This is a genomic window from Nostoc sp. 'Peltigera membranacea cyanobiont' 232 (genome assembly GCF_002245985.1).
Taxonomy (GTDB): domain Bacteria; phylum Cyanobacteriota; class Cyanobacteriia; order Cyanobacteriales; family Nostocaceae; genus Nostoc.
Window position 1 is genome coordinate 1 of record NZ_NOLK01000184.1, and the last position, 14468, is coordinate 14468.

At 40.1% G+C, this 14468-nt stretch carries 11 protein-coding genes; 4 read left to right on the top strand and 7 right to left on the bottom strand.

What is annotated here, in order from left to right:
* Positions 1-108 precede the first annotated feature (108 nt).
* The 7 genes from CDG79_RS34580 to CDG79_RS34610 all read right to left on the bottom strand — a co-directional run bounded on the left by CDG79_RS34580 (position 109) and on the right by CDG79_RS34610 (position 9037).
* Positions 109-489: a GIY-YIG nuclease family protein gene (locus tag CDG79_RS34580; protein ID WP_094346146.1), complete on the bottom strand. Its 381-nt coding sequence runs from the start codon at positions 487-489 to the stop codon at positions 109-111.
* A gap of 183 nt (positions 490-672) precedes the next feature.
* On the bottom strand, positions 673-1377 hold the full coding sequence (locus CDG79_RS34585) for a hypothetical protein (protein WP_223278514.1): 705 nt from the start codon (positions 1375-1377) through the stop codon (positions 673-675).
* Between the two features lie 328 nt (positions 1378-1705).
* Positions 1706-3751 carry an NACHT domain-containing protein gene (locus CDG79_RS34590; protein ID WP_143855663.1) on the bottom strand — a complete coding sequence of 682 codons (2046 nt, stop codon included), beginning with the start codon at positions 3749-3751 and terminating at the stop codon, positions 1706-1708.
* 35 nt (positions 3752-3786) lie between these two features.
* Positions 3787-4350, bottom strand: coding sequence for a CHAT domain-containing protein (locus tag CDG79_RS34595; protein ID WP_223278515.1), 564 nt, complete (start codon positions 4348-4350; stop codon positions 3787-3789).
* Between the two features lie 36 nt (positions 4351-4386).
* Positions 4387-7200 carry a hypothetical protein gene (locus tag CDG79_RS34600; protein WP_094346148.1) on the bottom strand — a complete coding sequence of 938 codons (2814 nt, stop codon included), beginning with the start codon at positions 7198-7200 and terminating at the stop codon, positions 4387-4389.
* On the bottom strand, positions 7145-8083 hold the full coding sequence (locus tag CDG79_RS34605) for an NACHT domain-containing protein (protein WP_094346149.1): 939 nt from the start codon (positions 8081-8083) through the stop codon (positions 7145-7147). The genes CDG79_RS34600 and CDG79_RS34605 overlap by 56 nt, the downstream gene beginning before the upstream one ends.
* A gap of 405 nt (positions 8084-8488) precedes the next feature.
* Entirely contained in the window at positions 8489-9037 is a 549-nt protein-coding gene (locus tag CDG79_RS34610) for a hypothetical protein (RefSeq protein WP_189525232.1), read from the bottom strand.
* 558 nt (positions 9038-9595) lie between these two features.
* On the opposite strand from CDG79_RS34610, the gene CDG79_RS34615 reads away from it, so the two are divergent.
* The 4 genes from CDG79_RS34615 to CDG79_RS34625 all read left to right on the top strand — a co-directional run bounded on the left by CDG79_RS34615 (position 9596) and on the right by CDG79_RS34625 (position 14236).
* Positions 9596-10930 carry an ISNCY family transposase gene (locus tag CDG79_RS34615; protein WP_094346151.1) on the top strand — a complete coding sequence of 445 codons (1335 nt, stop codon included), beginning with the start codon at positions 9596-9598 and terminating at the stop codon, positions 10928-10930.
* 250 nt (positions 10931-11180) lie between these two features.
* Positions 11181-12725, top strand: coding sequence for a hypothetical protein (locus CDG79_RS34620; RefSeq protein WP_094346152.1), 1545 nt, complete (start codon positions 11181-11183; stop codon positions 12723-12725).
* Between the two features lie 89 nt (positions 12726-12814).
* Positions 12815-13111 (top strand): hypothetical protein, encoded by a 297-nt coding sequence (locus CDG79_RS44380; RefSeq protein ID WP_223278517.1) that lies wholly within the window; start codon positions 12815-12817, stop codon positions 13109-13111.
* 21 nt (positions 13112-13132) lie between these two features.
* The gene (locus CDG79_RS34625) at positions 13133-14236 is read left to right on the top strand and encodes a hypothetical protein (protein WP_442946268.1); all 1104 of its coding nucleotides are present in this window, start codon (positions 13133-13135) and stop codon (positions 14234-14236) included.
* Positions 14237-14468 lie beyond the last annotated feature (232 nt).

Here is a 14468-nt window from a genome sequence, read left to right on the forward strand (position 1 = left end):
ACTCATTGTTGCTATTGCATCACTGAATACGTAGAACCAGTATCAAGTCTTCCAAGTAACTCTTAAATTCAGTAAATCAAACCTATAGTACACAAGTTCGTATCTCATTCAAATGCATACCGCTATAGTAGCGTACATTTCTGCCCATTGAACAGGCTCAAAAGATGTACCTCCGTTCCATTCAGGACTCAGTTGTTTATGTAATTTATGTTTCAACTTCTGTGATGAATCCTCAAGATAGCAAAGAAAAGTAGCTCCAGGAAAATGTTCACGAGCAATTTGAAATGGTAAATTATGATTACCAAGTCTTACTGATAAATTATCAGCACTACCTATATAAAGCCAGTGTTCTTTATGCTTAAAAGCATACATTCCAGAGACGGTGGGAATATTTTCTAAATCTAGTGGTTGCCATTGAATATCGTTCATTTCTCTGAAATTTACTTGTATATCTCTTTTAAAATTACAAGCTTTTTCAGAGAATAACATCGTATAATTACGAGATTATTCTTTTAGTTTTTTGGAAATAGAATATTAATGCAGTAAAATTACTGAGTAAACAGAACAACTACGCGGTTGTGTCCAAAAAATGTTGAGAGCAGTAGTCAGTGTATGTACTGGTGCAATAGCCCTCTTAATGTCTGTATTTAGTTTGTAGCAACCATATACTGATCAAACTCCTATTTCTAGTTCCAACAAACTCAGAACTTTCGCTTCCAAATCCGTCAAATAAGCCCGATTCAGCTTCCCCAATGACTCCAAAAACTTCTGCACCGACTCCTCCAGTCCACTCGAATACACCCGATTGATGCGATCGCTAATCTCCCGAACCTGCTCACATTCGGCAGGTAGATAATTGTAAGATTTGAGGTGCTGTAACCCAATCGTATATTCGCCATTCCAGATTTCCACGGTGCAACTGAACTCATTTACTGCGCTGATAATCGCCCAGCACCCACCTTTACCCCTGAGTTCGGGATTATCCTTGACTATGATTTGGCACACTTCGCCGATTTGGTAGGTATTGGGTACTTGGGTACGCTCAATTATGCGCTGCACCACATCTTTGACGATTCTACCTGTAGGCACTTTCCCGCCAGCAAGTTCAACTGCTCTTAGCCACACTTCTTGCTGTTCCTGGGGTTCAAGCTTTGTCATCGATCGCACTTGGCGCTCACTCGTGGGCAGAATTTGTGATCCCTTGGTTGTCAAATTTTCGTAAACACCAGCTGCTGCAATCAAGTAATTTGACTGTTGGCGACTATGAGCAAAGCGATCGCGGCAATAATCTTCAAATGTTTTATGCGTGGAGCGATAAAGCCGTCTGTCCCTCAATTCTGTCAGCGCTTTCCCCGCCTCAAAAAACGCCCGTTCCACACGGCGCTCTAAGTGCAGGCGGTAAGCGTAGCCATGCCGTCAGGCTTATCGCGCTGTTCTTCCTCGGTCAACTCTGGAACTTCGACAGCAGCAACGGTGATTGTTGCTGTCACTGGATCTTACTGAACAGAGATATCCTCTTGAGCAAGTTTTTCTTGTGGTGTATCGTTAGTGGGTGATGTAGCTATAATTGGGTCAATTTTAAGGAGAGTTCCTACGAGTTAGTTGCTAAGTGATTGCCACTAAGCCTTAATAAGCGTAAGTATTACCAGTAAGGTGAGAGAGCTATGAAGCTTATCATGTAAGTATCCTAGCCTATTTTATCACCTTATAAGTGTTTGGTATTATATTTCTCAATCTCAGCTAAGGGTAAAAATAAAGTATCTTTTATTTCTTGTCGAACTCTGTTACTCACTGTACAAGCATTATTTAGGCAATCTACTAATAATTTATTGGCATCGTAGTATTGTTTTAGTAATTCCCATTGTTCATTTTTAAGATAATCTAGGCTATGTCTAATATTTCGATATGTCACTATTAATCTTCTAAGCTTATTAGCCCAGATTCGACCTTCTGTTAACCCCCAGTTTTTATAACTCTCCCAGTCTTCCCATGAAAAGCTAGGTAGTACGTTTTTTATATTTTCAAGTTTTAATCTAAATTCAGCTTTAATTTGTGATGTGGTTAGCTTTTCATATCCTTGAAGAAACTGTTGATTAATATGGGAATAGCTAGAAGCATCTATCATAGGTGGATCAGCAGCTATACAATAGGCGTTGTATAGCAATAAAGCAAGTTCATAGTCAAGGACACAATCAGGAGCATATTCAGGATTAATTACGGAATTAATATAAGAATCAAGGATTGATGTTGAGGAAAAATTTGAAGTCGATTGTAAGTCAAGAATATCATTACGATTTATTGAAAAATAGAAAGCTCTAATTTTTTCTGGATGATCGGTAATATTAATAGACTGGGATTTTGCATAAACACGAGCAAGAAAATTCTGAAGTTCGTTATCTCCACCTAATATGCAATCAATTTCATTTTTTAGAATTTTTAGTAGTTGTCCACTACTAGAAGATAGCTCAGTAGCAGTCAAAAATACTTCTCGATATCGTGCTTCAGAAATATGCTTGGCTAGTACTTTCCAATTAGCTTGTTCGCAAAACCCATTAGCTACAAAATACTCCTGAAAAGTAAGGTGAGAAAAAGACCAAACTTTTTGCACCCTCTCAATCAACAACCCATGCAGAGATTCGATCACTGGCAAAACCCCTCGACTATCCTGCTGCTCATTTCTGAAAAACTCCCCGATATAACCCTCCAACTCGTTTTGTTCAAACAAAACATACTGCTGTTGCTCAAATTTTTTCACTGCAACATAGCTCAATAACTTCAACTTTTGCTCAACTGACCAACCCCGATAAATTTCATTCCGCTCAATTCCTCGCTCTTCGTCCCACTCCTTCAACAATAACTCCAGCCCTTTTTGATATAACTTAGAACGCTTCGAGTAAAACTTCCCCGTTTGCTGGAACACCGCACAAGCCAAACTCAGCAAAATCGGCGTAATCGCTAGTTCCCGAATCGGCTTGTTTTCCTCTCGAAACAAGTGTTCTAAAAATTCCTGTGCCTGCGTTTCTCCTACATCTGCACAAACTGTCCTAAACCAATGGCCTGCAAATGCTCTCACTTGTTCCTCATTAAAATCCGCGATTTCCACATAATCAAACCGCTCAAATCGTGACTCCTGGCTCTGCGTTCGACAAGTCACCACCACTTGCACTTGTGGATAAGCACGGGTAAAACGCTTGATTTCCTTGGCAATCTGTTTTCCTACTTCCCCCGCAACCTCATCCAAACCATCCAGCAAAACTAAAGCTCGTCCCTGGTTTAATACTAATTCGATATCTGCATTACTCAACCGCCAAAGCTGTTCCAAAAACTGCTTTAAGTTGTAAGCATACTCGGTTCCATCTTCTAAAAATTCCCGCAACTTAATCAATACGGGGATTCGCTGTGTTTGTATTTTTCTCTCATTGCAATCAGTTACAATTCTTTGCAAATATGTTGTTTTCCCTGAACCAGGTTTTCCCACCACCATCAGGTTAGTATTGCGCTCCAGTACAGCCAAACCCGATACACGCTGCTGTTTTTTAGCCAAACCCATCCGATCCAAACTGCGGTAGTCGGAATTGCCGTCAGTAAAATCTTGCCATAAATCCTCCAGTTCCGCTATACGGCTACTGCTAATCTGCTCCAAGATATTTACATCAACAAACAGATCGCCCAAAGAAACCCAATGGTCTACTCTCCAAAGCGACATAGTACTGTGTAAGCGTTGAATATCGTCATGAATGAGCGATCGCACCTGCTGAACTAATCTATCAACTAAGTCAGCCGTCGTTAATTGGTCTTTTTTTTTAAAACAGGAGTCGATTCTTCGGGAATTCCTTGCAGAGCGATCGCATCACAGCCACCGTTATAAGCATCTTCATACTGCCAACCCGCCCCTAGTTCATCATAAAAACCTACTGCAAACTTAATGGCCGCATCATCACCAATTTCATCATTCATGCCAACTACATAATTAATATGTTCAGCAATCGCATCAGCTTGAATTTCTGAATAACAAGCATTAAGAACAACACACTCAAGCCCTCGTTTAGCAAATCGTTTGAACAAGTTTGCTAAAGCCTCTGTTGGGACAGGTTGCGCTTGCCCAGTTTCATCTTCAAGAATTAATCCATTTTTTCCCGAACCATGTCCACAAAAATGAACAATCTGGGGGTTAAAATCTAATAGAGCGCGGCGTAAATCATCAGGACGAACTGCCCATTTTTGTTCTAATTTGAATTGGTCACGCTTGTGAGAGCGGCGTAACCCTTCATCAATTTCGCGTACCTCTTTCTCAAGCCTTAATCTGGCTCCATCAATTGGACTAGAGGATAAAATAAGAATTGTTTTCATAGTTTTTGATGCGTTATTATTGATAATTTGTAAAATTTATTCTGGTTGAAGTGGTTGCCAAGTCTGGCGACGAGTTAAAGCTTCAGCCTCTAGCAATCTCCATTGCAATTTATCTTTTATCTCTGGAAGCTCACAGATAATTTTACGAAGTGCTTCACAGCCTTGAGGAGTACCACGTTCTTGTAGACGCTGTGGAATATAGTCTTTCCAAGTTTTGATATTGTGTTCTTGTACGCTTTCGACGTATGCTGATATACCTGTAAGTTTTTCATCTTCAGAAATGTTTTGTTTGTTGCCATCTGAATCAGGATATTGCTTGGTAAGAAAGATATATAAATCTGCTATGTATTGTTCAGGTACACGCTGTTCTATGCTCCCACTATATTCAACTGAGGATGTTATCTTTTCAATAACTTCTCGACCAAATTCGGTATCTTGCTGAATAGCAGGCCAAACAACTGACCAGCCTGCATCTTCTGCATAGAGCATAAGCGCACAACCTGCTGCCACTGCTTTTGCTCTTTCCTCGCTACTGCTCGGAAGAGGTGAAGTAATTAGAGATTCTGCAAATACTTTAGCTTCAATAAATCCATATTTCAGTAAATTCTCAAGTAAATTACCTAGACTTTTATCAGTTAATTCTTCATCTTGAGCTTTATCGAATATTGCCTTGCTTAACTTTTCATCCCAGCATTTTTTTATTAAGTGGTTAATTTCAACATAACCACGTTCTCGATTCTGTTTTTCAATTAATATGATTAAGATTTTCATAAATTCACTAAAAGCATTTTCATAAGCTTTCTTAATCAGTATTTGTCGATGTCCTTGGTCTTCAGTTCTTCCCCAGTTGGGATACGCAAGAATTATTGCTGTCCACTTTTGCCATTCTTCGGCTGATAGAGTGAAAATAAAACTTGGTGCTTTTTGTAACAACAGACTTAATGCTTGATAGCCTAATAATGCAGAGTAGCGAAAGTTATTTGTACCCAGCCAAGCTTGATTTTCTGGATCACCATCACTCAGATACAGCCTTGCAGCATTAAGAATTTTTTCTTTGGTTGAATCTTCTGCCTCAATCCAACCAGGAAGATTTGTCAAACTAGATCCAAATGGATCACCATAATGAGTACTATCAATTTCAAGAGTTAATTCAAAGCATAAAGAACACCAAAGATTAGACTGATCAGGCTCAATTTTACTCAAAGTCTCAAGTACTCGCTCCCTTGGCGAAGGTTTTAAAAGAGGTTGCTGCTCGCCTTCATCTAGCCCTTCTTGTTGTTCTAGATATCTTGCTTGTTCCTGCTGCGCTCTTAGTGAGCCTAACTCAATTGCTTCGATCACAGATTCAAACTCTTTTCTTAGTGTTAAGTTGGTCTGGCTTACTGTAAGCACAGCATCTAGATTCTCAAATTCCAATTGAGTCAGTCTAAAATTAAACCGGATCAACTTTGCCCAAATTCTTTGATGTTGTTCAAAATTCCACCGGATCAATTTTGCCCAAATTCTTCGATGCTGTTCAGTTTCTGTTTTTTGGAGACATTCAATTAACCATATAAAATCTTGCTTAAAAACGATTCCTGTTCTATGGCTAACTAACCAGAGAGGCTCTTTGTCTGATTCTGGAATGCTAGAGATAATTGACTCTATAAGTTGATGGCGTTTGTGAACATCATCCTTTAAAACCTGGCTAAAGGATATTGTTTTATATGAATCATCATATACAATTACATCACGGTTTTTAAGCCGCAAAAAAGCAACTTTAGCAAATGCCTGCATTACTTCTGGTTCATTCAGGTTATCCCAGGCTTTCAACATGATTGCATCTGACAATTGTCCAAAAGGATAATGTAAATCGCGCCTCTTAACCTGTTTTTCTAGCCATCTTAGAGCTACTGGTAAATCAGATATTTTAAGATGTTTTCCAAGCTCTTTTGCTATAAAGTCCTGATATCTCCCACCACTGGATTTGGATGCTGGCTGTCTTATTACGTTAAAAACCTCTTCTGCTGTTATATTGCTTGGCCAAACTGCTCGTAGTCCACAACCTTTTAGCTGTTCTTCTATATCATTTTGGATTTTAGCAACCGCTAAAGGTTTTAATCTTGCTTTAGTTTTCTCATCAGCAAGATTGCATATAGCCACTGCTGCATTGATCCGAACCGAAGAATGTTGCTGAGGATCAAGAGCAATATCGGCAAGATATTCTTGTACGGCTTTTACATTACAGGCTTCTGCAATATCAATAGCTATGTTTTTTGCATTTATACTCTTTGCTGAATCACAAATATAAGGTTGAAGCTGATCGAGTAGTTTAGGGTGATTTAGATTTTGGTATAGCCAAGTATGATATTGGTGCCTTAATTTTTCCTCATTGTGTAATCTTAGAAGAGATTCAACCAGAGATGCTTTATCAGCATCGCTGACAGTGGCAACATCGCTTTGAAGTAGTACATCAGGATCTGTTTTCATTACTTCCCTAAAAACTTCAGGAAGCATACCAGCTAGCCAAGCAGTAGTTTCATGAAGCTGGGGAATAATCTTGCTGTCAGAATCATCAGGATGAACTATAAGTTTTAGTATTTGAGATGGTTCTATTTGATGTTGTGTTAGATACCATGCAGCCAGAAACTCCGCATAGGTTTGGTGTGCCCATCCCATACGACTTAATTCACCACGAGATGAGAATAAACCAGTATCTAAAACTTCTTCAACAGCTTCTTCATTAATTTCAAACTCTCTACCGTCAACGCTTTCGATTCCTTGGCATATCTTCTCAATAAGCACGTAATCGTCATCATCTGGAACATCGCTCTGAATACCAGTCCAGATAATAGATTTCTTGCCATTCAATCATGACCACTGCAATCCTAGCCGCAACCATCAAACGTTGTTGCCGCTTAAGATTACCTTTTAATTTCGATGAAATTCGGCTCTGATTCCGTTCTTCACAAAGCCAGAGACATCCTTCAAGATAAAGTTCATGCAACCTTTGATTAGGAGGAAATTTACCATCGTAGCTACGATAAGTTTTAATCAGAAATTCTAATGTAATTGGTTTAATAGCCAAAGGTACAACATTTTTCCTGTTAATTTCTTCTATAAATGCTTCAGGATTATCAATGCCTTCAATCTTTGCGGCTTTACTCACATCTACACGCCGAAGTGGAACTAGTTCATAAATTCCTACACTCTCTTTACCCCAAATTTGCTTCAGTCCTTCCTCTAGGACTGGTTGCCAAACAGCCGTTCGGCAGGCAATACGAAGATGTAAACGCTGGATATGATTCTGATAAAGTTTGAACTCGTCAACTAGGAGCGTTGCTAATGTATCTATTCGTAGTAAGCATTCATCAAGACTATCTAAAAAAATATGTAACTGGTAAGTGCCTTTTAACCATTTAGTAAATTCTGGGCTGTCGAATAATCTGCGAACCAGTCTGTCTTCACTTCCATAAGAACGGATATCTAACGAAAGTACCTGACCACCTTGTTTTTGAATTTCGCTAATAATTTCATTTTGCTCTGCCTCTATAGTATGGCTTTTGCCAATTCCTGGTTCACCCAAGAGTGCTAAACATGGTAAGTCGGATATAGTCTTAAAAGTTACAAGGTCTGGATTATAGGTGTGTCCCCCCTCTACTTCTGGGTCGCACAGATAGCCACCACAAGCCAGATTAATACTACCTGAGCGACTACACCAGAAGCGTTTCCAACCGTAATCTTGACTGGACATTTTCACTGAGAAAAGATGGAAAGCATTTTTACTATGTTAGCTTAGTCAAACTCTTAGTGATGCCACATCAGAGTTGGTTTAGACAATATTGCTAGTGATGAAAGTGATATTAAACTGAGAAACCAACTGTTCGTTGCATTAACTCGCTCTCGTGCTTGGGTAAATTTAAGTGGTGTTGATGGGAATTATCCTTTCTACGAAGAATTCAGAAGAGTAATGGAAAGTGGTAATACCTTCCAATTCGCATACTATCCTCCAAAAGTAGATATTGGAGAAACAGTAGATATAAGGTAACGAATAGAAGCCAGCACTCACTTATACAGCGCCAGGTTTGTTTGATGTATCTGTTTTGGGTATCCCATGTCTTGGAAGAAGCAGTATTTTGAACAGGAAAGCTCGTCTCTACTAATCCTCAACTTGGCATTTCTGTTCAATAAAACTCAAAAGCTCTTCTTCAAACTGGGTCAAATATGGGCGCTTCAACTCTCCTAAACACTTTAAAACTGCCTCTGCTGAAGCTTCTAGCTTGCCACTGTCCTGTAACCTACTGATGCGATCGCAAATTACCTGCATCTGCTGACATTCCGATTCCAGGTAGTTCAGTGGCTTCAGGTGGTCGATTCTGACGGTGTACTCTCCATCCCACATTGTGACTGTGCAACTGAACTCACCGACATGGCTAACGATGCACCAGCAGCCTCCTTTACCCCTGAGTTCGGGATTGTCTTTTGCAAGGATTTGACAAACTTCGCCAAGGTGGTAAGGATTAGGGGCTTTAGTACGCTCTAGAATTCGCTCAATCACATCTTTGACAACACGGCCAGTTGGCACTTTGCCATCAGCTTGTTGCACTGCCGCTTGCCACACCTGCCATTGCTCTTGAGGTTCTAGTTTCGTCATTGGTCGAACTTGACCTTCACTGGTAGGTAAGATTTGTGATCCATTTGTTGTCAAATCCTTAATCCCCAAATTTTGACAACCAATGGTTATATACACCACAACGTCCACAACGTTTATCAGGCAAGTATTTGACGTTGTGTGTAGTTTACACAACGTTTTCCTAGTCATCGCTGATTCTGAAGTTGTAAATAATCTAAAGTCCATCCACGTTCAAGCATATTTTCAAAGGATATGGCTTGACCATTCGGTTCATAAACCATAAGGCCTTGTTCTGTTTTCTGACTAGCGATAACCAGCAATTCTCATTTTGAAATATATAGAGTATTAACCCCCATTTTGAAATTCAAAATATAGTACAAAATAACTAGTTTTCCGGGAGAGGCGATGCTTGTGGCGAGGGAAGCGATCGCTAAAAAAACAATTTGAACGATTGATTAAGTATAAATACTCAGTTCATTGGCGGGAATTGGCTAACAACGAAAAGGGGAAATCCAGGAAAAAAGTTCTGTTTTGAGAAAAGAGAACTCAAGTAAAATAAAAATTTATAACTGTTGTCATCTCAGGTAAAATTGGTGAGTTAAAAATCCACTTCTCGCGTCAAATTATTCCAAGATGGCTCAAAAAGCGGCAACCATAGAAATTCCTGAATTAATACAATTTTTACGGTCATCATTAAATGACTTACCTGATGAAAGGAAACCTGGAAATAATACGAAATATCAGGTGGAAGACGCAGTGATGGCAGCATTTTCTATATTTTTTACTCAGTCAGAGTCTTTTTTAGACCATCAACGATTAATGAAAAATAATAAGGGAAAAGATAACGCAGAAAGTTTATTTTCAATTGAGAAAATCCCCTGTGATAATCAAATAATAAATTTGTTAGATCCGGTGCCGACTGCGACTATCTTTATAGCTTTTAAAGAAGTCTATGAATGGTTAAATAAAAATGGAGTTTTGAAAAAGTTTCTCTACTTAAATGAAGAAATTTTAATCGCTTTAGATGGCACAGAATATTTTTCATCAAAAAAAATTAATTGCCCTCATTGTAATTGTCGTAATCATCGAAATGGAGCTACAACTTATTTTCATGGCTGTGTTACACCTATTGTAGTTTCTCCTAATCAAAAACAAGTGATTAATTTAGAGCCAGAATTTATTAAAAAGCAAGATGGACATCAAAAACAAGATTGTGAAAATGCTGCTGTAAAAAGATGGTTGAATAATAATCATCAAAATAAGTATGGTTATCCTGTAACCCTTTTAGGGGATGACTTGTATTCTCGCCAACCTGTTTGCGAATTGGCACTAAAACAAGGTTATAATTTTATTTTTGTTTGTCTCGAAACGTCACATAAAACTTTATATGAATGGCTAGAATTTTTAGAAAGAAATGGAGACGTTACAACCGTTGAAAAGAAAGAATGGGATGGGCGAAAAAATCTAATTTATCGTTATCGTTATACCTCTAGACTTCCCTTGCGAGATGATGACTCAAGTCTCGAAGTTAATTGGTGTGAAGTAACTGTTATTAATGAGAAAACACAGAAAATTATCTACAGAAATAATTGGATAACTAATCATAAAATCAGTGAAAATAATGTTGAAGAAATTGTCAAAGCTGGGCGCAGCAGATGGAAAGTTGAGAATGAGGGGAATAACGTCCTTAAAAATCACGGTTATAATTTAGAGCATAACTTTGGTCATGGTGAAAATCATTTATGCGAGTTATTATTATCTTTGAATTTGCTAGCTTTTTTATTTCATACTGTTTTAGATTTAGTTAATTATACTTATCAAAAAGTTCGCAAAATATTGGTAACTCGAACTACTTTCTTTAAAGATATTCGGACTTTATTAAAATATTTATGGTTTCCAGATTGGTCGCATTTATTTTCATTGATCATCACAGAACATGATCCATTAAAAAGAATAAATTCTAGTTGATAAATGTCAACAGATTAAAAGAGGAGAATAACCCTATTTATTAAAAAAACTAAAAAGTTGTTGAGAATTTCATCTGAATTTATCAGTTGAAATCGATTTTTCATGGACAAACTTCTTAAAACTTGTCTATCTCCAACTTTGGATGATAATTATTTGTCAAAAAATGATGCTTCGACACAAGTTCTCTATTTAAATAACAGAATTTTCTCTGATTTTTTTCAAAATGAGAATTGCTGCTTAGTTTAATAGCATCCAAGAAACCTTCACCGCCATCGATAGGTTCGAGTGGCAGGCGGTAGATGAAATCCTCCAGATGAGGGAACAGCAGCTTTACCTGCAAGCTGGATATAAAAACTTTGAAGAATACTGCCAGCGTGAGTTATGCGTCTGGGGTGGATACCGACGAATCAACCAACTGCTAGGAGCTAAAAAGGTCATAGACGCAGTTGGCGAGTTGGGCGGACACATCAAAAATGAACGTCAGGCTCGTCCGTTACTTCGTTTAGTCAAAGAACCAGAGAAACTAAAACAAGCTGTAGCGATCGCTCTGAAAGATAACCCTGACCCAAGTGTTTCAGACTTTGCTGCTGCTGCAAATATTGTGGTTCCTCAACTTCCACGCAAAAAGCAATCTATTCAGGAAGCAATGGTTCCCAAAATTGAAGAACCAGTGGTTCCTCAAAAAGCCATTGTCACAGTTTCACAACAGTCACACCCAAGGTATGGAGATTCGGGAGTGATTGAGGCAGACGCACCGAATCGCTGGCAACAGATTGTCACCTTTGCTGATGGCGAGAGGTTGTTGATCAACAATGCTGATTTAGATGCCCCCAGTGTCCCACTCCCCAGACAGCGAAATTATTCACCAGAATACACGGAAGCGATCGCTGCTATTGAAGAACGCCATAAACAGGAACTAGAGCGACTGGAGCAAGAACTGAGGATTGGTTTACAAGCAGAAGCAGGGGCTAAAGCTGAAGCCCAAATACAAGAGCAAATCCAATCTCTGCAACAACTATACAAGCAACAGAAAGAGCAAAATATTCAGTTACAGCAACGCCTAGACGAAATGGAATCGCTACGGCAGTTGGAGACTGAGAACCAACAGCTTAGGCAGCGCATTCAGGATTTGGAAAACGCGGTTGAACAACGCCCTCCTCAACAGTGGGGAAATACCATGACGCAACAGGCGACTAAAGCGTTAAACAAGAAGGTTCAGCAAGCCTTGGAGAAAACTATTGATTTGCGATCGCTGGCCCAGGAACCGCCAAAAGAAAATGCTCAGGAATGTCTGCGGCTGATGGGTATGGCGTTGAAAAACCTTGCCAGTGCTATGAACAATACCCAAGCATTGGAGGCTGCGGCCATAATTCTGGGAAGTGAACCGACACCAACTGCGATCGCATATCGAGCCGAACAATTACAGATGATACCCCAAGCGGTTAGCGATATTCGGCAGGTGTTGTCAAAACCTGGGTGTACGTGGCAGGACTATTGGGCAGTGGCGCAAGAATATGAGGTGATTAAATCAGATTATTGGGCAGAACTTACTACCCAGGAAACAGAGTTAATTAGAACTCTCAAAAACTCATCCACTGAACCTCGGACAATTGGCATCGGTTCTATTGTTGCTCATGCTGACCCGTACCGGACTCTGTATTTACAGAGGGGGGAAGTTGTAGACGAGGTAGGGGGCAAAGTAGTTGTTGCCTGGGATCACTGGCGCAATGAGTTGAAAAAGACTCAAAGCTATTCCAGGGAAGAGTTGCGATTCTGGAAGGGCGAGAACCAGTAGATAAAGACTCGCTAAGAGAATAGCCAAAAAACTTAAACGCGGCATTGCAACCATACCGCTCATATTGTCATGCAAATTTTGGGGGAATTATGACTACAGCGTTAAAAGCAATCAACGGTGGTAGTAAACAGCGAAACGAGCGGAAACTTGCTTCAGAAGATAAATCGATTAGACCACACTGCAAAGTATCAATTGAGGATATTAACTGGGTTCGTCAGCAGCCTCCATCTGTGCAGCAGCTTTGGTTAGATAGCGTGGCGGCTGAACAATTCGGGGGTGCTGCCCACAAACTCGATACTAACCTCACCTATAAATCTTTGCAAAAAGCAGGGGCGGCGTTGACGGCCCAAGGATTATTTCAGTTTGAGGAAGTGTTTGGTCGCTAGCCTTCCGGCAGACCAGGACTGATTAACTACCGTGTCCGTAACCTTCACGGTTATTACAATCGGTTTTACTGGGAATCGTCCACGTCTGGGGAAAACAATTCTTGTGACGAAAAAGCCGTCCACGCCGAGGAGAAAACAAATGCGCCCGGACGGAATGAAAATCACCCCAAAGTGGAACGAATCCACGCTGATTTGGAATCATTCCAAAAGAATGGTCAAAAAAATGAGGATTTGCAAGGGTTTCAAAAACCTAACAACGTTTCTAACAACCTGTTAACTACCTACCAACAACCAACTAAGGTTGTTGGTATGGTAGTTGGTTCTGACGCGCCAACTGAAAATCTGCGTGTTGAGGAAACGGCTCATGCGCCCTGGAGGGGCGCGTCGCCTCAACGTATCGAAAGCGCGTCAGAATTTGAAGACTCGCCTACGGCGAATGACTGTACATCGCTGGCGCTTGTGGATGCTGCACCGAGTCAACCTGTTCCGTTACTGGCTGAAAAGCAGGACTATGGTGTTGAGGCGATATTCCCTCATGAGGGTACTTGTTCCGCTGCGCCCGTCGCTCAAAATGAATTTTCTTCAGGTTCAGCGATCGCACATCAAAAAATAGAACCGAGTCGTCCCTCTGCTTCTTTGTTGGCTGAAAACCAGGATTGTGGTGTTGAGCCTACAATCTCTCATGAAGGCACAAGTTCGGCCGCGCCCGTGTCATTAAGTCAAAGTGAGATATTTGAATGGTTGGATAGAGCAAACGTTGGAGAATGCCCTCCATTGTGGGTAATTCAATATTTGCTAGACAGCAAGTATTACGCCAGCATGAGGGCAACAATCAGCAAGTTTGAGAAGCAGTGGAATATATCTGTAGTCAATTATCAGGTGCAAGAATCTAGTGAGGGGTTGTTTACCACTGAAGACATCGCCATTAGATCCAAAGCTAGACTATTGCGAATGGAGAAACTGAAGATGGCTTCTCTGGTTGGGGAAAATCCTGGTTTTGACTTCCTCCAACAATGCTGCCATGATGATCCGTCCTTACAGATAGTGATCAAAAAGCTTTTGGTGAAGTTTCCGCAGTGGGGGATTGCGATTGTTGATGGGGTGCTGGTGAAGTGGAATGATTAGCGATCACTCTTAATTGCAGCACCAGAATGTGATCGCTGACTTTGAATGAGGTGTTACAACGAGTAAGAGAATTTAAGTTGCCGGAGGCTGTGTTGTAGTTGCTTGTAACTGGAGTTTAGACTAAGCCATGCAAAAAGACCCAGCAGGGCTGAGTTAATCAGAGACTTAGCAAAAGTATGAATAATCTTAGGTATTAAACAGCAACTGATGGGTCTTTACGTGGTCGTGTTAC